A 17,441-nucleotide genomic window follows, 5' to 3' on the forward strand; every position below is an offset into this window, starting at 1 on the left:
GGGAAGTATACGGCTTGTCGCGCGATCCGTCCTCTCCTCCTGCGTGACATATCAGTCGCAAATTGTTATCTGCGCCCGTCCGGCGAAAGGGGCGGCGGTGTTGACGTTCTCCGCGGCGCTGTCTAGTGTCTTCTTCGTCCGTATCGTACAGACCGGTCTGTCTGGCCGGTGAACGAACAGGAGCCCCTCCATGACCGTCCACGACTTCCAGGTGACCGCCGCCGACAACACCGTCCGCGACCTCGGGGACTTCTCCGGCAAGGTGCTGCTCATCGTGAACGTCGCGAGCAAGTGCGGCCTGACGCCCCAATATGAGGGCCTGCAGGCCCTCTACCGCGACTTCCAGGGCCGCGGCCTGGAAGTCCTCGGCTTCCCCTGCAACCAGTTCGGCGGCCAGGAGCCGGGCACCGACGCGGAAATCCAGGACTTCTGCTCCACCAATTTCGACGTCTCCTTCCCCGTCTTCGCCAAGCTCGACGTCAACGGTCCGGACGCGGCTCCGCTCTTCGCCCACCTCCGCGCCGAGGCGCCCGGTGACTTCGGCCCCGACCACGGGTTCCTCTACGAGCACGTCAAGAACACCCGTCCCGAGGCCATCGGCACCGACGAGGTCAAGTGGAACTTCACCAAGTTCCTCGTGGACGGCGCAGGCAAGGTCATCCGCCGCTACGAGCCCACCACCGCGCCCGAGGAGATCCGCGCCGACCTCGACGCCCTCCTCCCCGCCTGAAAACCCGTTTCCCGGCCGGTCGGCCGCGTGCCAGGGTCGGGCGATGAACACATCGCGACGTGACCTGATGCGCTGGCAGTTCGACCTGACCTGGTCGTTGTCCGAGTACCACCTGGAGCGGCTGGTCCCGGAGGACTTCCTGTGGGAGCCGTCCCCCCTCAGCTGGACGGTGCGCCCCGCTCCCGACGGAACGTGGGTGACAGACTGGGCCGAGACCGAACCCGACCCGGTCCCCACCCCCACCATCGCCTGGCTCACCTGGCACATCGACTGGTGGTGGTCCGTGGCCCTCGACCACGTCCGGTCCCGTGCCCCGCGCGACCGCGCCGAGATCACCTGGCCGGGCGACGGCGAAGCCGCCGTCGCCCGGCTGCGCGCCCTCCGCGAGGAGTGGCTGACGGTCCTGGAGCACCTCGACGAGCCCGCGCTGGACGCCCCCGCGACCTTCCCGTGGCAGGACGACCCCCAGTACACCGTCGCCCACACGATCGCCTGGGTGAACGCCGAACTCATGAAGAACGTCACCGAGATCGGCCAGCTCCGCCTCCTTCGCGCCGCCTCCCGCCCCGCCAGCAGTGACCGTATTGCCTAGATCGGTCAAATAGGCCTACGGTGGGGGCATGCCGAGAGCCTTCACCACCGAAGAGTCCGCACGGATACGAGAACGGCTGCTGAACGCCGGGCGGGAGGCCTTCGCGCGAAGCGGGGTCCGGGGAACGACCGTCGAGGAGCTCGCGAAGGCGGCGGCGATCTCGAAAGGCGCGTTCTACCGTTTCTTCGACGGCAAGGAGGCGCTGCTGGTGGCCCTGCTCGGCGAGCACGAGCGGGCCGAGCACGCCCGGATCGAGCAGGCGGTGCGGGCGGATCCCGCCCACGTGGTCGACGTGCTCGTCGACAGCGCCGTCTGCGCGCTCGAACGGGACCCCTTCCTCGCGGTCCTGATGAGCGAGGAAGGGCTGCGAGCGGTGCACTCCCGCCCGCTGGAGGAGCAGGAAGCGCTTCTGGAACGCGACAGCCGCCTGGTCAAACGGGTCTTCGCCGTGCTGCAGGAGGCGGGGATGGTGCTGGACGTCTCCGAGCAGGTCCTCCTCGGGTTGCTGCGCTCGCTGATCTTCACCGGATGGCACCGCACCGACATCGGGGACGAGCACGTCGAGGAACTGACGGCGTGGCTGAAAACGTCGTTGCGGCGCGACGTGCACGTAGAGGTGCGGGAATGAGCACCGCGATCCGGACACGTGGCCTGACGCACCGCTTCGGCCGGACGACGGCCGTCGACGGCGTGGACCTCACGATCGCCCCCGGTGAGATCTACGGCTTCCTCGGCCGCAACGGCGCGGGGAAGACCACCCTGATCCGCGTCCTGCTCGGCCTCATCACGCCCACCTCCGGCGAGGTCAGCCTGCTCGGCACACCCGTCCGGGGCGGCCGCACCCCCTCCGCGCTGTGGGCGCGCGTCGGATACCTCGTGGAGGGCCCCGGCCTGTACCCGGGACTCACCGTCCTGGAGCACCTGCGCATCGCGGCACGCTACCGGGGCCTGGCGGCCGCCGCGGTCGACGACGCCGTCGACCGCCTGGGCCTCCACCGGTACGCCGGTGTCCGCGCCCGCGCGCTCTCCCTGGGCAACCGGCAGCGCCTCGGCCTTGCGCTCGCCCTCCTGCACCGCCCCGACCTGCTGATCCTCGACGAACCCGTCAACGGCCTCGACCCGGCGGGCGTCGTCGACGTCCGGACGCTCCTGCACGACCTCGCCGGCGACGGCGTCACCGTCTTCATGTCCTCCCACCTCATCGACGAGGTGGCCCGCCTGGCCGACCGCATCGGCATCATCCACGACGGCGGCCTCGTCGAGGAGCTGTCGGGCGAGGACCTGGGCGCCGTCCGGCTCGTCCTGAACTTCCGCACCCCCGAACTGGCGCGCCGCGCCGCCGCCGCGCTCCGCCACCACGGCATCGACACCCGCGACGAACCGGCCGGCCTGACGGCCACCGACCCCGAGGCCGTCCGGCGCCCCGACCTCGTCGCCACCCGCCTCGTGTCCGCGGGGACCCCGCCGACCCGCCTCGCCGTCGAGGCCGAGGACCTCGAAGAACACTTCCTGCGCCTCACCGGAGGACCCCGATGACCGGCTACCGGGCCGCGCTCGCCGCCGAACTGCTGAAGGCCCGCCGTTCCAAGGCCCCGCTGCTGACGCTTCTGGCGATGACGGGGGCGGGCGCGATGGCGGCGCTGTTCATGTTCGTCCTGGCCGATCCCGTGCGGGCCCGCCGCCTCGGCATCCTCCACCAGAAAGCGCAGCTCTCCGGCCTCACCGCCGACTGGTCCGGCCTGCTGGGCCTCCTCGCCCAGATCATCGCCGTGGGCGGCCTGTTCGTCTTCGCGTTCATCACCGTCTGGATCTTCGGCCAGGAGTTCGCCACCGGCACCCTGCGCTACCTCCTGGCCCTCCCCGTCCCCCGCTCCGCCGTCGTCCTCGCCAAGTTCACCGTCGCTGCCCTGTGGTCGGCGCTCCTCACCGGCTGGCTCACCGGCGTGGTCATGATCGCCGGCCTGGCCCTGGACCTCCCCGGAGCCACCCCGGCCCTCCTGCAGGACGGCCTGGCCCGGACCGCGGCGGCCGCCGCCCTCATGCTGGCGGCCACCACCCCGGCGGCCCTGGTCACCTGCGCCACCCGCAGCCACCTGGCGGCCCTGTCCGCCGTCGTCGCGGCCCTCGTCCTGGCCCAGATCGCCGCGGCCCTCGGCCGGGGCGACCTCCTGCCGTGGTCCGTTCCGGCGGTGGCGGCGGGCCTGACCCCCGACACCCGTCTGGGCCCGGCCTCCTTCGCGATCACCCTGCTCACCGCCGCCGGCGGCGTCCTGGCCACCCTCGCCTGGTGGCGGAGCCCCCGGGCCGGCCGCTGACCGCCGCCGCCCGCGCACCGCGCCGGGAAAGGCCCGCAGGGGGAGGGGCAGGCCTATAGTGCTCGCGGGTCTCGGCTCCGATAAGGGCAGGTACGTGTGAGATATGAGGAGTACCGGCGGTTCGACGCCGTCGGACTGGCTGAGCTCGTCGCGAAGAACGAAGTGCAGCCGGACGAGGTGCTGGAAGCGGCGATCGGGCGGGCCGAGGAGGTCAACGGCCGGCTGAACGCGATCGTGTACCCGATGTACGACCTCGCCCGCGAACGGGCCCGCGCCGGGCTGTCGGGGCCGCTCGCCGGGGTGCCGTTCCTCCTCAAGGACCTGATGCAGGACTACGAGGGCTTTCCCACGGGCGGGGGCTCGCGGGCGCTGCGCGGCCACATGGCGATGGAGCACAGCGTCGTCGTGCGGCGCTGGCTGGAGGCGGGACTGGTCGTCTTCGGCAAGACGAACACACCGGAGTTCGGCACCAAGTCCGTCACCGAGCCCGAGGCGTACGGGCCGACCCGCAACCCGTGGAACCTCGACCACACGCCCGGCGGCTCGTCGGGCGGGTCGGCGGCGGCCGTCGCCGCCGGGATCGTGCCGGCCGCGGGCGCCAGCGACGGGGGAGGGTCCATCCGGATCCCCGCCGCGTGCTGCGGGCTGTTCGGCCTCAAACCCGGGCGCGGCGTGCTCTCCAGCGGCCCGCACCACGCCGAGTACTTCCACGGTGCCGCCACCGAGGGCGTCGTCACGCGGACGGTGCGGGACAGCGCGATGATGCTCGACGTGATGACGGCCGCCGACGACCTCGGCGGCCCCTACCTGCCGGCGCGCCCCGCCATGCCCTACGCGGAGCTGGCCCGGCGCGAACCGAGCAGGCTGCGCATCGGCTTCACCGCCCGCTCGCCCCTGGGCACGCCCGTCGACCCGGAGGCGGTCGCCGCCGTGGAGGGCGCGGCGAAGCTGCTCGAGGGCCTCGGCCACGCCGTCGAGCCCGCCGAACCCGACCTCGACGGCGAACAGCTCGCCCGCGACTTCCTCATGATGTGGTCCTGCGAGGCCGCCGCGACCGTCGCGCAGATCCGGCGCGACACCGGCGCGCGCCGCCGCGATTTCGAACTCGACACCCGCCTGCTCGCCGGCTCCGCCCGCTCCGTCAGGGCCGCCGACTACCTGGCCGCCCTCACCCGCTGGAACACCTACACCCGCGCCCTGGCCGCCTTCCACGAACGCTACGACCTGCTGCTCACCCCCTCCCTGGCGGGCCCTCCGGTCCGGATCGGCGCCCTGGACACCCCGCGCCCGCTCCGCGTGTTCGGCGAGCTCATGCTCCTGCTGCGCTTGGCCGGCCCCGCCGCCAGGACCCCCGTCTGGCAGGACCAGCTGATCGCCAACCTCGCCCCGGTCCCCTTCACCCAGCTCGCCAACATCACCGGCCGCCCCGCCATGTCCGTCCCCCTCCACCGCACCGCGACCGGCCTGCCCCTGGGCGTCCAGTTCGTCGCCGGCCTGGGCGGCGAACCCGCCCTCCTCTCCCTGGCCGCCCAGCTGGAGGCCGAACACCCCTGGCCCGTCCAGGACCCGCCTCTGTGACGTGCGCGCCCCGGTCACAGGAGGCGGGAGGTGTAGCCGGCGGCGACGAGCCGTTCGAAGGCGGCCTGGACCGCGGGCGGCACGACCTGGGGGACGGCGTAGCCGAGCGCGGGGTACTCGGCGATGCGCTGGGTGTCGCCCACGAGCATGTCGATGACGCGGGTGGCGTCCCCGATGTCCTGGACGTACTCGTCCAGGGGGAGGGGGCGGGAGGTGCAGACGACGTCGAGTCCGGGCCAGAGCTTCCTGGCGGTCGCGTAGGCGCGGCGCTGCTGGTAGGGGCGCGAGATCAGGACGGCGGAGCGGGCCTCGACGCCTTCGGAGGCCAGGAGGCGGCGGGTGAACTCGATGTTCTGGCCGGTGTTGGCGGCCTCGGTCTCGACGAGGACGGCCTCCGGGGGGACGCCCAGCCGCAGGGCGTGCTCCCGGTAGTGGACGGCCTCACCCCGGGGGAAGCGGGCGATCGTGGTGGGGGCGTTGGCGCCGGTGAAGACGACCAGGGGGAAGAGGCCCCGGTGGAAGAGCTCAGCGGCGCGGACGGCCACGCCCGGGTCGTGGCTGCCCAGCCCGATGCCGACGTCCACGGGGCGGAGGGGGTGGTTCAGCTGGTGGTAGTCCCACAGGGTCTCCACATCGGATCGGTAGACATCGGGCAGAGGCATGTGAATTCGGCTTCTGTGTAGAGAACGGGGCATAACGATCTTGCATCTCACGGGTGACGGTCCAGAAGAGATAGGTCCCGGACGCCGGTCGGGAAGGTAGCGTCTGCGATGCCGCCTTCCGATACCGGATGTCCCGTGCTGTTTCGGTAGGTAGTACCCCCCCCGCCCCTACCCTGACCGTGGAGAACCGTGATCCGGCGCCGCTCGTTCCCGCTTGTCGACCATGGGTGAGGGATTCTCGAGCCGCCGCCGTTTCCTGCTCGGCCTGGGGGCGCTCACCGCCGCCGCTTCGCTCCCCGGGGCCGCCCCGGTCAACGCGGACAACGCCGCCGGCCCCGGCGAGGGTCCGGGCAGGCGGACGGCACGCGCCCGCCGGGCGCCCGGCCGGCCGAACTTCGTGGTGATCGTCGCCGACGACTTCGGATACGGGCAGATCGGCGTCCAGGGGCAGAAGAAGATCAAGACCCCGCGCATCGACCGCATGGCCCGCGAGGGGCTGCGGTTCACCGACGCCTACGCGGCCGCTCCCGTCTGCGCTCCGGCGCGGGCGTCGCTGCTGACCGGGCTGCACGTGGGGCACTCCCCGGTCCGCCGCAACCCGCCCAAGGACGGCGACCTGCCGCTGCCGCCCGGCATCCCGACGATCGCGACCGTGCTCCAGGAGGCCGGCTACCGCACCGGCGTGTTCGGCAAATGGGGCTTCGGCGGGCGGATGCCCAACCCGTCCCATCCCTACCAGCACGGGTTCACCGACTTCTACGGCTACCTCACCCACTACGCGGCCAAGACCTACTACCCCGAACAGCTGTGGGACGGGGTGGAACCGGCCCGCCTGCCGGGCAACAAGGGCGACCGCGGCCCCCACTACGGCCCTGATCTCATCATGGACCGGGCCCTGGAATTCGTGCGCGACAGCGGGGACGACCCGTTCCTGCTGCTGCTCACCCTGCCGCTCCCGCACGCCCGCACCACCCCGCCGCCGAGCCTCGGCTCCTACGCGAAGAAGGACTGGCGTCGCGCCGACAAGATCCACGCCGCGCAGGTCACCCGGCTGGACACCTACGTCGGCCGCCTCCTGGACTCCCTGCGCCGGCGCGGCCTGGACGACGACACCATCGTCATCTTCACCGCCGACAACGGCCCGCACGAAGAAGGCAACGTCCGCCCCGACTTCTTCAACGCCAACGGCCCCTACCGCGGCTACAAGCGCAACCTCTACGAGGGCGGCATCCGCGTCCCCTTCGTCGTCTGGTCGCCCAAGATCATGTCCAGGACCAGGGGGAAGCGCACCGCCCACCCCACCGTCCACTACGACCTGCTCGCCACCCTCGCCGACTTCGCGGGCGTCGACACGCCCCCCGGCACCGACGGCCTGTCCCTGCGCGCGACGCTCACCGGCCGCGGAACCCAGCCCCGCCACGAGTACCTCTACTGGGCCCGCCTGCACGCAGGCGCCACCCCCTCGCACCGCGCGGAGGACGACGGCCGCGGCCGCAACGCCGCCGCCGCCGTACGGTTCGGCCACTGGAAGGCGGTCGGCTTCGCCCCCGGCCCCGCCTACACCGAGCCCGGCCCCGACTGGGACATCGAGCTCTACGACCTCAGCAAGGACCCCGGCGAAAAGCGCAACCTCGCCAAGAAGCGCCCCGACATCGCCCGCGAGGCCCAGCGCCACCTCAAGGATGCCTGGCAACCCCCGCTGGCCTGGCGCCTCATCAGCTGAATCAGTCCGTCCCTCCGGGCGAAGGTGAAGGACCCGAGCCCCGGCGGAGCCGACCACCGGGGCTCTGAACACATCACGGAAAACCTCGCCGAAGCCGTGTCCGGTGTCGGATTTTTGCGGCTCAGGGGTGCTGGGCCGCCCGGAACGGGGAGATGACGCAGGGTGGCGTGGTCGCACGCCTGCTGCGGAGGGCTTTCTTGGACACGGTCTCCGAGGCGTTTCTCGACGGCGCTGAACGTCGCCGCCCGGCCGCCGCCGAGCGCCCCGCCGTCCGCCCGCCGAAGGAGGAATCGTGGTGTCCCAGAGGCTCGACGAGCTCGACCTGAAGCTCCTGCAAGCGCTGGAACTCGACGGGCGGGCGTCGTTCAGCCGGATCGCACGCGTGCTGGGAGTCTCCGACCAGACCATCGCGCGCCGGTTCAGGCGGCTGCGCTCCACGTCCCGGCTCCGCGTGACCGGGATGACCGACGACAGCCGCCTGGGCCGCGACAACTGGATCATCCGGCTCGGCTGCATCCCCGACGTGGCCGAGCGGCTGGCCTCCACCCTCGCCGAACGCCCCGACACCCGGTACGTGGGCCTGGTCTCCGGCGGCACCGAGGTGATGTGCGCGATGGAGCCGCGCAGCCGCCGGGAACGCGACGAACCGCTCCTCGAACGCCTTCGGAGCACCCCGCGCCTCACCTCGGTCAGCGCCCACGGCATCCTGCACTCCTTCTACGGCGGCCCGTTCGGCCTGCTCCGCAAGACCGACGCCCTCGACCCGGACGAGGAAGCCGCCCTCCGCCCCCCGCCCCTCCCGCCCACCACACCCCCCACCACCCTGGACACCGTCGACGGCGCTCTCCTGTCCGCCCTGCACCACGACGGCCGCGCCACCCTCACCGAACTCCAGACCGCCACAGGCCAGTCCGAAGCCACCGTCAAACGCCGCCTGGATCGCCTACGCGCCACGGGAGTGCTCTACTTCGCCGTCGAATACGACCGCGAACACCTGGACCAGGACGTCGAAGCCATGTGCTGGCTGACCGTCGCCCCCCACGCCCTGGCCGAAGCGGGCCGAGCCCTGGCGACCCACCGCGAAGTCCGCTTCGCCGCCGCCACCACCGGCCGGACCAACCTCGTGGCCTCCGTGCTCTGCCCCACCCCCACCGACCTGTACACCTACCTGAACGAAAAGATCGGCCCCCTGCCCGGCGTCCAGACCGCAGAGACCACCCTCGTCCTCCGCCGAACCAAACCCCTCACCTACGACCGCTGACCTACGCTCGACAAGAACACCGCACAAGCCCGGACGGGAGGGAACGCATGGACGTCACGGCGGCCGACTACCAGCTTTTCGTCCTGGGAGCGATGACCAGAGCACCCGAACCAAAGGTCCGTGACGCACTCACGCGACTCGGCGCCGACCGGGCGGCCATGGTCCGGGCCGGTGAACGGATCATGGCGAAGAGATACGGGATGCGCCCGGCGTTCGAGGAACTCGACAGGCTCCTCGGTCCCGCCCGGAGCGAGGAGCCACGCGAGGCGGACGGAGAGACGTACCTGTGCCGGACCTATGCGCTTCCTCTGTGGCAGGACCTCCTTTTCGAGATCTACGGCAACGCCCAGGGAATCGTCTGGGACCGGCGTTTTGTCCGCGCCCCGGGAAGCCGACCCCCCGCGGCACCGGACGACCCTCTGGAACTGGAGCCGTGGAGCATGACGAAGACCGAGGTGGAAGCGGCCTACGGACCGCTGGCCGACGGAGAGGAATGGTCACCGTACGCGGCGTACGAACTGCGTATCGGTGCTGCCGAGTACGATGTGACCTTTTCCTGGGACCTGTTCCAGCGCATCGTCCGGCAGAGGTAACCCGAGTCCCCTCCTCAGAGATTCACCGGACATGAGGTCGAGTTGTTCGGTACTCGTGAAGCGAATGCCGATGCCCAGCGGCAGGGCTGGGAGCAGGTGCTGGTGATGCTCGCCGGGTTCGGGCGGTAGGAGCGGGGGTCTCATGATGTCTGGCGGTCGCGGACCACGAGGACCGCGGTGATGAGGGCGGTGGCCAGGGCGACGAGGAGGGCGCCTGCTCCGGCGTAGGTCTGCAGGCCCTGGGTGATGGCGTCTCGTACGGCGTTGAGGAGGGCCGGGTCGTGGGGCGCGGTCTCCTGGGCGACGGCGATGCCCTCGTGGATGCTGGTGCGTGCGGTGCGGGCGGTGGCCTCGGGGGTCTCGGGCGGCATGGTCTCGGCTAGCGACGTGCGGTAGACGAACATGCTGACCGCGCCGCCGGCCGCGATGCCGAGGGCGGTCCCCAGTTCTCCGCCGACCTCCTGCACGGCGGCCGCCGAACCCGTCTGCTCGGCCGGGGCGCTGGAGATGATCAGGTCGCTGACCAGGGCCATCGCCCCGCCGTGGCCGAGGCCGGTGACCGACGCGGCGGCCACGACGAGGGGGAGGGACGCGTCCGCGCCGGCCGCTACGACCAGCAGCACGCCGCCGAGCGCGGCGACGGCCAGGCCCGCCGCCACGACCACCGCCGGGCGGAGGCGTGCGGCGAGGGCGGGGGCGAGCATCGCCCCGGCGATGTTCACCACGATGTACGGCAGCGTCCAGAGCCCGGCCTGCAGTGCCGACAGGCCCGCGACCCACTGGAGGTACTGGGTGAACAGGTAGAACGTGCCGACGACCCCGACGCCGACGAGCAGCAGCGTCGCCAGCGAGGCGGACATGCGGCGGGCGGCCAGGAGGGAGAGGTCGAACAAGGGGTCGGGGAGCCGCAGCTGCCTGCGGACGAAGACGGCCAGGAGGACCAGTCCCCCTGCGGTGGCGGCGAGGGCGGGCCAGGCTGAGCCCGTGCCGGTCTCCTGCCCGGCGGCGAGCTCCTGCAGCCCGTAGACCGTGCCGAGCATTCCCGCCACGGAGAGCACGACGCTCGCGGGGTCGAGCCTGACGGTGGTCCGCTCGCGGCGCTCCGGGAGGAGGGCGGGCCCCGCCAGCAGGAGCAGGAACATGGGCGGCACGTTGATGAGGAAGACCGAACCCCACCAGAAGGACTCCAGCAGCGCCCCGCCCAGGAGCGGGCCGATCGCCCCGCCGACGGAGAAGGCGCTGAACATGACGGCGATGGCGAGCCGGCGCTGCCCGTCGTCGGGGAACATCGTGCGCAGCAGGGAGAAGAGCGAGGGCATCAGGGTGGCGCCGGCGATCCCCAGCAGGGCGCGGGCGATGATCAGCATCTGCGCGTCGGCGGAGAACGCCGCGACGGCGGACAGGACGGCGAACGCCGCGGAGCCGGTCAGCAGGAGCCGCCGCGGGCCGACGCGGTCGCCGAGCCGTCCCATGGTGACGAGGAAGCCGGCGATGAGGAATCCGTAGACGTGCACGATCCACAACGCCTGGGTCGCGGTGGCGTCGAGGTCCGTGCTGAGCGCGGGCAGCGCGAAGAACAGCACGGTCAGGTCGGTCGACAACATCAGCATGGGCAGCACCAGGAGGGCGAGCCCCGCCCATTCCCGCCGGGTGGCGCGTCCCGTGCCGGGCCGCGCCGTCTCGGTGTCCTCACTCATGGTGTCGCCTCCTCGGCTCGATTATGTTCCGTGCCGCAACGTAACATAACTGTAGGCTGAAGACCATGGCGAGCCGGCGCAGTTCCACCACCCGCGGGGCCGGGGGCCGCCCCCGCGACCCCCATATCGACGAAGCCGTCATAGCGGCGACGCTGGAGGTGCTCGCCGAGACGGGCTACCCCGGCCTGACGCTGGAGGAGGTCGCCCGCAGGGCCGGCACCTCGCGTCCGGCGATCTACCGCCGGTGGGCGGGCCGCGCGCGGCTCGCCCTCGCCGCGATCGCGTCACGGCTGGACGTGCCCGCGCCGCCGGACACCGGATGCACGCTGTGCGACCTGGCGGAGGGCTTCAACGTCTTCCTCGCCGCCTACCGGACGATCCGCCCGGACGTGCTCAGCTCCCTGTACGCCGAGTGCGCACCCGACCCGGAACTCCAGGCGCGCTACCTGGAGACCGTCATCGAACCGTCCCGTCGCGCGGTCGGCGAGACGCTCGACCGCGCCGTCGCCCGCGGCGACCTGCGCCCCGACACCGACCGGGAGCAGCTGCTCGACGTCTTCGGATCGCTGGTCCACTACCGAGCCCTGTTCGGCCGCCGCCACATGAGCGACACCGAGGCCGAAAAGGTCGTCGAGACCCTCCTCCACGGAGTGGCCGTGGACTACCCCGCACTCCTGGCCCGCAGCGAGGCCCTGGAGCAAGCGCATCCGGAGGCCTCGACGGCCCACCACGCCCACCCGTCGGCTTCCTGACCGCCGAAGGCCGCCCGAAGGCGCCGCCTCCTCAGCGGAGAGAGGCGAACGCGGGATGGTTCTGCAGGCCGGAGCCCGCAGACGAACCAGGCGTTCGTACTCCGCGGGTCGCGGGCGGCGGGGGTGTCGTACCGCCGTGGTCGACAGGCCGGGGAGCGGAGACAGGCCGTGCGGGGGACGCCGGGCGGGCCGGGGGTTCGTAGGCTGGCGTTCATGGTGAGCGGAGGTCTTCGGTTGCGGGGCCGGTCCTGGGGGCGGGGAGCGGATGGCGTGGTCGCGGCTCTGGTGTTCGTCCTGGTGGGGGTGGGCAGCCTGCGGTCGCTGATCGGGCCGAGGCACGAGGCCTGGGTGGTCACGATCCTGTGCTGGGTGCTGCTCGCGGCGGTGTGCGGGGCGTTGTACTTCAGCCGCCGCAGGCCCGTCGCCGTCGCCTTCTTCGTGCTGGCGGCCACGATCTGCCACTACCTCGTGAGCGCCTATGACGGGCCGCTGCTGGTCGCGTTCATCGTGGCGCTGTACTGGGTCGCGGCCGAAGGGCATCTGTGGGCGGCCATCGGGCTGGCCTCCCTGGCCGTGATCCTGACGGGCGCGGGGACGTTGTCGGGGAACGAGGACGTCAACGGCGTCGCCCTGTTCATGCTGGTCGGCTGGCTGGTGGCGGTGGTCGCGGTCGGCTGGGTGCGGTACGGCCACCAGGCGTACGCGCTGGAACGGGAGCAGCGGGCGGCCACCGAGGAGCGGCTGCGCATCGCCCGCGAGCTGCACGACGTCGTCGGCCACCACCTGTCGCTGATCAACGTCCAGTCGGCGGCGGCGCTGCGCCGGCTCACGCGGTACCCGGAACGCGGCACCGCGCAGGCCGAGGAGGCGCTGGGAGCGGTCAAGGAGGCCAGCGGGGAGGCGCTGCGCGAGCTGCGGTCCACCCTCGGCCTGCTCCGGAGGGACGGCGAGGAGGCGCCTACCGCGCCCGCCGCGGGCCTGGACAGGATCGGCGACCTGGTGGCGTCGGCACGCGTCGCGGGGCTCGAGGTGCGGACGCGCGTCACCGGCGAGCCCGTCCCGCTGCCCACCGAGGTCGACCTGGCGGCCTACCGCATCGTGCAGGAGTCCCTCACCAACGTCACCCGCCACGCCCGGGCCCGCGAGGTCGTCATCAGCGTCGAACACGCGCCCGGCCTGGTGGCGGTGGAGGTCTCCGACGACGGGCGGGGCCCTGCGGAGAACACGACCGGAACCGGCATCATGGGCATGCGTGAACGCGCCCGCGCCCTGGGCGGAGACCTGACCGCGGGCCCCCGCGAGGGCGGTGGTTTCACGGTGCGGGCCCGCTTCCCCCACGAGAACGGAGCACGTCGATGATCAGGGTGGTGCTGGCCGACGACCAGCGTCTGGTGCGTGCCGGATTCCGGTCGATCCTCGAGGACGAGGACGACGTCGAGGTGGTCGGCGAGGCCGGGGACGGCGACCAGGCGGTGGCGGCCTGCCGGGAAACGCGCCCGGACGTGGTCCTCATGGACGTGCGCATGCCCGGCACCGACGGCCTGGAGGCGACGCGGCGCATCACCGCCGACCCGCGGCTGGACGGCGTCAGGGTCGTCATCCTGACCACCTTCGACCTGGACGACTACGTCTACAGCGCGCTGCGGGCGGGCGCCAGCGGCTTCCTGCTCAAGGACACCGACCCCGACGAGCTGCTCCACGCCGTGCGGGCGGCGCACCGGGGCGACGCCCTGATCACCCCGTCGGTCACGCGCCGGCTCATCGCCGAGTTCGCCGGTCGGGTCAAGCCGCCGGCGCCCGCCCCGGCCCTCAACGCCCTCACCGCGCGGGAGCGCGAGGTCATGGAGCTCGTCGCCGCGGGGCTGACCAACGACGAGATCGCCGCCCGCCTGGTCCTCAGCCCGGCGACCGCCAAGACCCACGTCAGCCGGATCCTCACCAAGCTGGCCGTCCGCGACCGCTCCCAGCTCGTCGTCCTGGCCTACGAGTCGGGCATGGTGCGGCCCGGCTGGTTCGGCGGCTGACTCCCGGAGTACCCGCGGCCCGCGCCGTACGACCGGGGGAGTAGCGCGGGTGTCGGCTCCAGGCCGATGCCGCGGCGGGAGCCCTGCGCCGACGCTGGGCGGCATGCAGACACCACCTCATGTCCAAGTCAGGGCCGGGCTCGTCGGCCTGCTGGCCGGCGGGGCCGCCGGCTTCCTCCTGCTCGACGCGGCCGCGGCCCTCCTCGCGGTCGCCCTCGGGCGGACTCCGGCGCGGGACGGCGAACCGGTCGCCCTGATCGTCGCGGTGCCGGCGGTCTGCGCGGTGCTGGGCTGCCTGGTGTCCTTCCGCTTCGCACGGCGGAAGGGCGGCCGGTAGCCATGGCGACACGTGCGACGACGGGACTGCCGGGACGGATGGCTTCCTGGGCGCAGCGGCACCGCTGGAGCGCTCTGCTCCTGTGGGTGCTCACGGTGGCGGCGCTCACCGCCGGATCCCAGGCGGTCGGCGGCGCCTACCAGAACGACTTCTCGCTCCCGGGCACGGATTCGCAGGCGGCCCTGGAGCTGATGGAGCGGCACGGCGCGGAGCAGGCGGGCGCGAGCATCCAGATCGTCCTCCAGAACGACCGCGGGCTCGAAGGCGACCGGCCGCACGTCGAGCGGATGCTCACGGCGGTGCGCGGCCTGCCCTTCGTCACCGACGTCCGCAGCCCGTACGACGGGGCGCTGTCCGGGGACGGCACCATCGGGTACGCCTCGGTCGCCCTCGACGCCCCGTCCGAGGACGTGCCCGCGGCGGACGTCAGGGAGCTCATCGACACCGCGAGCTCGGCCGCCGGGGACGGGACGCGCGTCGAGTTCGGCGGGGGGCCCGTGCAGAACGCGGCCGAGTCGGGCGGCGGGGCGGCCGAGGGGGCGGGCATGCTCGCCGCGCTGGTCATCCTCGTCCTGCTCTTCGGTTCGCTGCTGTCGGCGGCGGTGCCGCTGATCACCGCGATCTTCGCGGTGGGCGGCGCGCTCGGCCTGATCACCCTGGCCTCGCACGTCTTCACGATCGCCGACTTCACCCCGCCGATCATGATGCTGGTGGGCCTGGGCGTCGGCGTGGACTACGCGCTGCTCATCTTCTACCGCTACCGGCACCAGCTCCTGGACGGCGACGACCCGCGGACCGCCGCCCGTACCGCCCTGGACGCCGCGGGCCGGACGGTCTTCTTCGCCGGGTGCACCGTCATCATCGCGCTGCTCGGCCTGGTCGTCCTCGGCCTCGGTTCGCTGCAGGGCGTCGCGCTGGCCGTGGCCCTGACCGTCCTGGTCACCATGGCCGCCTCGCTGACCCTGCTCCCCGCCCTGCTGGCGTTCTTCGGCGGGCGCATCGAACGCCACGTCCGCAGGAGCGCGGCCAAGGCCGAGGCCAGGGGCCGCCGGGAGGGGCGCCGCTGGCACGCGCTCGCCGGAGCCGTGCAGCGCCGCCCGCTGAGCGCACTGCTGGTCGCGGTGTCCGCGCTGCTGGCGCTGGCCGCGCCTGCGCTCGGCCTGCGCCTGGGGTTCGGGGACGCCGGCAACAACGCGCCCGAGAGCACCACGAGGCAGGCCTACGACCTGCTCGCCGAAGGCTTCGGGCCCGGCTTCAACGGCCCGCTCGTCCTGGTCGTCCAGGGCGGCGAGCCCGCGGCTCTGCGGTTGCGGACCGTGCTGGAGCGGACCGACGGCATCGCCGCGACCGTCCCGCCGTGGCCCACCGAGGACGGGAGGCTGCACACGCTGATCGCCTTCCCCGACACCGCTCCGCAGGACGAGGCCACCGCGGACCTCGTCCACCGCCTCCGCGACGACGTCCTGCCCCCGCTCGCCCGGGAGAACGGCGCCCGCTACCTCGTCGGGGGCCCGACCGCGGCCACCCAGGACTTCGCGGACGCCGTCGCGTCGCGCATGCCGCTGTTCGTGGCGGTCGTCGTCGGGCTGTCCTCGCTGCTCCTGCTGGTGGTCTTCCGGTCGCTGCTGATCCCCGTCAAGGCGGCCCTCCTCAACCTGCTCTCGGTGGCGGCCGCCCTGGGCACCATCGTCCTGGTCTTCCAGCACGGCTGGTTCGGCGTTCCCGAAGGACCCATCGAGGCCTTCCTCCCCGTCATGATCTTCGCGATCGTGTTCGGCCTCTCGATGGACTACGAGGTCTTCCTCATCTCCCGCATCCACGAGGAGTGGGAGCGCACCCGGGACCCGTCCCTGGCCGTCCGCGCCGGCCTCGCCGCCACCGGCAAGGTCATCACCGCCGCCGCGGCCATCATGATCGTGGTCTTCGCCGCCTTCGTCCTCAGCCCCGACCGCATGCTCCAGCAGTTCGGCCTGGGCCTGGCCTCCGCCGTCCTCCTGGACGCCGTGGTCATCCGCTGCCTGATCGTCCCGGCCGCGATGCAGCTCATGGGGACCCGGGCCTGGTGGCTGCCCTCCCCGCTGGCGCGCCTCCTGCCGAAGGTCGAGCTGGAGCGCCAGGAACCCGCCCCCGCCGTACGGGAGCCGGCCGCGGCCGAACCGGAGCCGAGGGCCTGAGCCCGTCGAGGCGTCCCGGCGGCGCCCGTCTCCGCGGAGACGGGCGCCGCCGGGCGGGTCAGGGCTGCTGCCAGGAGCGCTGGGCGCGGGCGACGCGCTCCAGTGCCGTCTTGAAGGTCCGGTAGGCGTCGTCGCCCAGCTCCAGGCGGTGGCGCTGCTCGATCAGGGCCAGGATGGCGCGGGCCTTGTCGATCTCGTCGAGTCCGGACTCGGTGGGGACGACGAGTTTGGCCCGCCGGTCGCGCGGATCGGGTTCGCGGCGCACGTAGCCGAGTTCGACCAGCTCGTCGACGATCACCCCGACGATCTGCTTGTGCTGGCCGGAGCGCTGGGCCAGTTCGGTGGCACGGGCGCCGTCGGGGGGCAGGAACGCCAGCACGGTGCCGTGCCGCGGCCGTACGTGGCGGTGGCCCTGCTCGGCCAGCCGCGCGAACAGCTCCTCCTGCACAGAGCGCCCGAGTTGCCCGACCAGCATGCCCAGATCCGCCTCTCGCGCGGTGTCGGCCATGGCGGCCTCCAATCTAGTCACGAAGCTTGACTATCAACAATCGTGATTATACATTGTTCTCAGTCGAACTCCCCGGACATCCCCGCCCCGAAGGAGCACCCGTGACCAGCGAAGCCGTCGACCAGTACGTCCAGGCCAAGGTCCTGCCGCAGCACCGCCCGACCGTCGAGGCGCTGCGGGCCCTGATGGCCGAATGCGCCCCGGACGCCGCGGAGGGGATCAGCTACGGATCCCCCGCCTGGCGCGGGGAGAAGATCCTGGCCATCATCAGCGCCAGCAAGACCCACATCACCTTCGCCTTCGAGCGCGGCGCCGAGTTCGCCGACGACCACGGCCACCTCCAGGGCGTGGGAAAGAAGACGCGCCACGTGAAGATCAAGACCCCCGACGCCCTCGACGCCCCCGCCCTGCGCGACTACATCGCCCAGGCCGTCGCCCTCGACCGGGCCTAGGCGCGGGCGGCGACGCCCAAGGCGTGCAGAAAGGGCCGACGGC

At 72.5% G+C, this 17,441-nt stretch carries 18 protein-coding genes; 15 read left to right on the top strand and 3 right to left on the bottom strand.

The genetic code is table 11. The features are described from left to right. Positions 1-190 precede the first annotated feature (190 nt). The 6 genes from C2865_RS31450 to C2865_RS31475 all read left to right on the top strand — a co-directional run bounded on the left by C2865_RS31450 (position 191) and on the right by C2865_RS31475 (position 5,215). On the top strand, positions 191-730 hold the full coding sequence (locus C2865_RS31450) for a glutathione peroxidase (RefSeq protein ID WP_106402270.1): 540 nt from the start codon (positions 191-193) through the stop codon (positions 728-730). A gap of 43 nt (positions 731-773) precedes the next feature. After that, positions 774-1,322 carry a DinB family protein gene (locus C2865_RS31455; protein WP_106402271.1) on the top strand — a complete coding sequence of 183 codons (549 nt, stop codon included), beginning with the start codon at positions 774-776 and terminating at the stop codon, positions 1,320-1,322. Between the two features lie 28 nt (positions 1,323-1,350). Then, complete coding sequence (locus C2865_RS31460) at positions 1,351-1,950, top strand: TetR/AcrR family transcriptional regulator (RefSeq protein WP_106402272.1); 600 nt, start codon at positions 1,351-1,353, stop codon at positions 1,948-1,950. Continuing rightward, positions 1,947-2,858, top strand: coding sequence for an ABC transporter ATP-binding protein (locus tag C2865_RS31465; protein ID WP_106402273.1), 912 nt, complete (start codon positions 1,947-1,949; stop codon positions 2,856-2,858). Before C2865_RS31460 ends, C2865_RS31465 begins: the two co-directional genes overlap by 4 nt. Then, positions 2,855-3,637, top strand: a complete 783-nt coding sequence (locus C2865_RS31470) for an ABC transporter permease (RefSeq protein WP_106402274.1) — start codon at positions 2,855-2,857, stop codon at positions 3,635-3,637. The genes C2865_RS31465 and C2865_RS31470 overlap by 4 nt, the downstream gene beginning before the upstream one ends. 96 nt (positions 3,638-3,733) lie before the next feature. Then, positions 3,734-5,215: an amidase gene (locus C2865_RS31475; RefSeq protein WP_106402275.1), complete on the top strand. Its 1,482-nt coding sequence runs from the start codon at positions 3,734-3,736 to the stop codon at positions 5,213-5,215. A gap of 14 nt (positions 5,216-5,229) precedes the next feature. Here C2865_RS31475 and C2865_RS31480 read toward each other — a convergent pair whose 3' ends face one another. Continuing rightward, positions 5,230-5,877, bottom strand: a complete 648-nt coding sequence (locus tag C2865_RS31480; protein ID WP_106402276.1) for a YdcF family protein — start codon at positions 5,875-5,877, stop codon at positions 5,230-5,232. A 223-nt stretch (positions 5,878-6,100) separates the two neighbouring features. Between C2865_RS31480 and C2865_RS31485 the strand changes: the two genes are divergently transcribed. The 3 genes from C2865_RS31485 to C2865_RS31495 all read left to right on the top strand — a co-directional run bounded on the left by C2865_RS31485 (position 6,101) and on the right by C2865_RS31495 (position 9,454). Next, positions 6,101-7,600, top strand: coding sequence for a sulfatase-like hydrolase/transferase (locus C2865_RS31485; RefSeq protein ID WP_157963974.1), 1,500 nt, complete (start codon positions 6,101-6,103; stop codon positions 7,598-7,600). A gap of 292 nt (positions 7,601-7,892) precedes the next feature. Then, the gene (locus C2865_RS31490; protein WP_106402278.1) at positions 7,893-8,861 is read left to right on the top strand and encodes an Lrp/AsnC family transcriptional regulator; all 969 of its coding nucleotides are present in this window, start codon (positions 7,893-7,895) and stop codon (positions 8,859-8,861) included. A gap of 47 nt (positions 8,862-8,908) precedes the next feature. Then, entirely contained in the window at positions 8,909-9,454 is a 546-nt protein-coding gene (locus C2865_RS31495; RefSeq protein WP_106402279.1) for a hypothetical protein, read from the top strand. A gap of 140 nt (positions 9,455-9,594) precedes the next feature. Here the strand turns inward: C2865_RS31495 and C2865_RS31500 are convergent, their stop codons facing one another. After that, on the bottom strand, positions 9,595-11,151 hold the full coding sequence (locus C2865_RS31500; RefSeq protein ID WP_106402280.1) for an MFS transporter: 1,557 nt from the start codon (positions 11,149-11,151) through the stop codon (positions 9,595-9,597). 65 nt (positions 11,152-11,216) lie between these two features. Between C2865_RS31500 and C2865_RS31505 the strand changes: the two genes are divergently transcribed. The 5 genes from C2865_RS31505 to C2865_RS31525 all read left to right on the top strand — a co-directional run bounded on the left by C2865_RS31505 (position 11,217) and on the right by C2865_RS31525 (position 16,438). Further along, positions 11,217-11,903: a TetR/AcrR family transcriptional regulator gene (locus C2865_RS31505; protein WP_106402281.1), complete on the top strand. Its 687-nt coding sequence runs from the start codon at positions 11,217-11,219 to the stop codon at positions 11,901-11,903. A gap of 270 nt (positions 11,904-12,173) precedes the next feature. Beyond that, positions 12,174-13,262 carry a sensor histidine kinase gene (locus C2865_RS31510; protein WP_232835908.1) on the top strand — a complete coding sequence of 363 codons (1,089 nt, stop codon included), beginning with the start codon at positions 12,174-12,176 and terminating at the stop codon, positions 13,260-13,262. Beyond that, the gene (locus C2865_RS31515; protein WP_106402283.1) at positions 13,259-13,927 is read left to right on the top strand and encodes a response regulator transcription factor; all 669 of its coding nucleotides are present in this window, start codon (positions 13,259-13,261) and stop codon (positions 13,925-13,927) included. The genes C2865_RS31510 and C2865_RS31515 overlap by 4 nt, the downstream gene beginning before the upstream one ends. 103 nt (positions 13,928-14,030) lie before the next feature. After that, entirely contained in the window at positions 14,031-14,264 is a 234-nt protein-coding gene (locus C2865_RS31520) for a hypothetical protein (RefSeq protein ID WP_106402284.1), read from the top strand. Between the two features lie 2 nt (positions 14,265-14,266). Beyond that, positions 14,267-16,438, top strand: coding sequence for an MMPL family transporter (locus C2865_RS31525; protein ID WP_106402285.1), 2,172 nt, complete (start codon positions 14,267-14,269; stop codon positions 16,436-16,438). A gap of 58 nt (positions 16,439-16,496) precedes the next feature. Here C2865_RS31525 and C2865_RS31530 read toward each other — a convergent pair whose 3' ends face one another. Further along, positions 16,497-16,967, bottom strand: coding sequence for a MarR family winged helix-turn-helix transcriptional regulator (locus C2865_RS31530; RefSeq protein WP_232835909.1), 471 nt, complete (start codon positions 16,965-16,967; stop codon positions 16,497-16,499). 80 nt (positions 16,968-17,047) lie between these two features. On the opposite strand from C2865_RS31530, the gene C2865_RS31535 reads away from it, so the two are divergent. Further along, entirely contained in the window at positions 17,048-17,398 is a 351-nt protein-coding gene (locus C2865_RS31535) for a DUF1801 domain-containing protein (RefSeq protein ID WP_106402286.1), read from the top strand. Positions 17,399-17,441 lie beyond the last annotated feature (43 nt).

This window comes from Actinocorallia populi, assembly GCF_002995495.1.
In the GTDB taxonomy this organism is placed as follows: domain Bacteria; phylum Actinomycetota; class Actinomycetes; order Streptosporangiales; family Streptosporangiaceae; genus Actinocorallia; species Actinocorallia populi.

Excerpts from the sequence above, each read along its gene's own strand:
- C2865_RS31450 (WP_106402270.1), top strand. The coding sequence starts at position 191 with ATGACCGTCCACGACTTCCAGGTGACCGCCGCCGACAACACCGTCCGC.
- C2865_RS31455 (WP_106402271.1), top strand. The coding sequence starts at position 774 with ATGAACACATCGCGACGTGACCTGATGCGCTGGCAGTTCGACCTGACC.
- C2865_RS31460 (WP_106402272.1), top strand. The coding sequence starts at position 1,351 with ATGCCGAGAGCCTTCACCACCGAAGAGTCCGCACGGATACGAGAACGG.
- C2865_RS31465 (WP_106402273.1), top strand. The coding sequence starts at position 1,947 with ATGAGCACCGCGATCCGGACACGTGGCCTGACGCACCGCTTCGGCCGG.
- C2865_RS31470 (WP_106402274.1), top strand. The coding sequence starts at position 2,855 with ATGACCGGCTACCGGGCCGCGCTCGCCGCCGAACTGCTGAAGGCCCGC.
- C2865_RS31480 (WP_106402276.1), bottom strand. The coding sequence starts at position 5,877 with ATGCCTCTGCCCGATGTCTACCGATCCGATGTGGAGACCCTGTGGGAC.
- C2865_RS31485 (WP_157963974.1), top strand. The coding sequence starts at position 6,101 with ATGGGTGAGGGATTCTCGAGCCGCCGCCGTTTCCTGCTCGGCCTGGGG.
- C2865_RS31495 (WP_106402279.1), top strand. The coding sequence starts at position 8,909 with ATGGACGTCACGGCGGCCGACTACCAGCTTTTCGTCCTGGGAGCGATG.
- C2865_RS31500 (WP_106402280.1), bottom strand. The coding sequence starts at position 11,151 with ATGAGTGAGGACACCGAGACGGCGCGGCCCGGCACGGGACGCGCCACC.
- C2865_RS31505 (WP_106402281.1), top strand. The coding sequence starts at position 11,217 with ATGGCGAGCCGGCGCAGTTCCACCACCCGCGGGGCCGGGGGCCGCCCC.
- C2865_RS31515 (WP_106402283.1), top strand. The coding sequence starts at position 13,259 with ATGATCAGGGTGGTGCTGGCCGACGACCAGCGTCTGGTGCGTGCCGGA.
- C2865_RS31520 (WP_106402284.1), top strand. The coding sequence starts at position 14,031 with ATGCAGACACCACCTCATGTCCAAGTCAGGGCCGGGCTCGTCGGCCTG.
- C2865_RS31525 (WP_106402285.1), top strand. The coding sequence starts at position 14,267 with ATGGCGACACGTGCGACGACGGGACTGCCGGGACGGATGGCTTCCTGG.